The sequence below is a fragment of the Streptomyces mayonensis genome, assembly GCF_018982965.1.
Classification (GTDB): Bacteria; Actinomycetota; Actinomycetes; order Streptomycetales; family Streptomycetaceae; genus Streptomyces; species Streptomyces mayonensis.
The window spans coordinates 1-1,700 of the sequence record NZ_JACBYP010000256.1 but is presented as its reverse complement, the minus strand read 5'-3'; the positions used below and the strand labels follow the sequence as shown (position 1 = coordinate 1,700).

Here is a 1,700-nt window from a genome sequence, read left to right as displayed (position 1 = left end):
GCTGTGTGCACGGATCCGCACTGTTCACCTCAGCCCAGGTCAGAGCGGCCGGTTCTGCTGCTCGATGTACTGCTTCACGATGCTGAGTGGTGCGCCGCCGACGGAACCGGCGAAGTACGAGCCGGACCACAGGCGTTGTGCCCGCCAGTAGTGGCGGACGAGATCGGGGAACTCCTGGCGGAGGCGGCGGGAGGACACGCCCTTGAGGGAGTTCACCAGCTTGGAGACGGCGACCTTGGGCGGGAAGTTCACGAGGAGGTGGACGTGGTTGTCCTCGCCGTTGAACTCGACCAGCTCGGCCTCGAAGTCCTCGCACACGGCCCGCATGATCTCCTCGCACCGCGTCAGGTGCCGGTCGGCGAAGACCTTGTGCCGGTACTTCGTCACGAAAACCAAGTGGACATGCATCCGAAAGACACAGTGGCGACCAGTGCGAACGTTCTCATCGATGCCCATAAACCAATTGTGTATCATGATCGGTGTGCAGCTTCGGTACAGCTTCCGCCTGTACCCGAGCGCCGGTCAGCGCAGCGCGTTGGCGAGGGCATTCGGGTGTGCGCGGGTGGTCTACAACGACGCGCTCCGCGCTCGGGAGGCCGCCCGCAGCGAAGGCATGCCGTTCCCGAAGACCGGCGACCTGTCCAAGGCGCTGATCACCGAGGCGAAGAACACCCCGGAACGCGCCTGGCTCGGCGAGGTCTCGGCGGTGGTCCTCCAGCAGTCCCTTCGCGACCTGGACACCGCGTACAGGAACTTCTTCGACGGCCTGAAGGGCAAGCGCCCGCGCATGGGCGCGCCCCGGTACAAGTTGCGGAAGGACGCCCCGCAGGCGGTGCGGTTCACCGCGAACGCCCGCTGGTCGATCACGACCGGCGGAAAGCTGCGCCTGCCAAAGATCGGCGACCTGAAGGTCAACTGGTCCCGCAGCCTGCCCTCCACACCGTCCACGGTGACGGTGGTCAAGGACAGCGCGGGCCGGTACTTCGCCTCATTTGTGGTGGAGACCGGACCGGAGGAAGTCCTGCCCGAGGTCGCGCCTGAGGTGGGCATCGACCTCGGCCTGGGGCACTTCGCGGTCCTCTCGGACGGCACGAAGATCGACAGCCCGCGCTTCCTGCGCCGGGCCGAGAAGCGCCTGAAGAAGGCGCAACGCTCGCTCTCCCGCAAGGAGAAGGGCTCCAGCAACCGGAACAAGGCCAGGGTGAAGGTCGCCCGCGCTCACGCACGGGTGGCCGACGCACGCCGCGAGTTCCATCACCAGCTCTCCACGAAGCTGATCCGCGAGAACCAAGCGGTCGCCGTGGAGGACCTGGCGGTGAAGGGACTCGCGCGCACGCGTCTGGCCAAGTCCGTCCACGACGCCGGATGGTCGGCGTTCGTGACCATGCTGGAGTATAAAGCTGCCCGGTACGGGCGCACCTTCGTGAAGATCGGCCGCTTCGAGCCGACGTCACAGGTGTGCTCCGCGTGCGGCGTCCAGGACGGCCCCAGGCCCCTGAACGTCCGCGTGTGGACGTGCGGGGCGTGCGGGACCGTCCTGGACCGGGACATCAACGCGGCGGTCAACGTCGCCAAGGCCGCCGGACTGGCGGTGACAGCCTGCGGAGCGCGGGTAAGACCGGGACTTGTCCCGGCACCGCGCAGCGAAACAGGAACCCACCCGAAGCCTCAGCCGGTGACCACCGGCAGGCAGGCGGGAA

Annotated in this window: 2 protein-coding genes; one reads left to right on the top strand and one right to left on the bottom strand. The window is 67.2% G+C overall.

Features of this window, described 5'->3' with window-relative positions:
* Positions 1–39 precede the first annotated feature (39 nt).
* Positions 40–456 carry an IS200/IS605 family transposase gene (gene tnpA, locus HZS56_RS37705; protein WP_216725309.1) on the bottom strand — a complete coding sequence of 139 codons (417 nt, stop codon included), beginning with the start codon at positions 454–456 and terminating at the stop codon, positions 40–42.
* Between the two features lie 25 nt (positions 457–481).
* Between tnpA and HZS56_RS37700 the strand changes: the two genes are divergently transcribed.
* On the top strand, positions 482–1,700 hold a 1,219-nt coding region (locus HZS56_RS37700), incomplete at its 3' end, for an RNA-guided endonuclease InsQ/TnpB family protein (protein ID WP_216725308.1).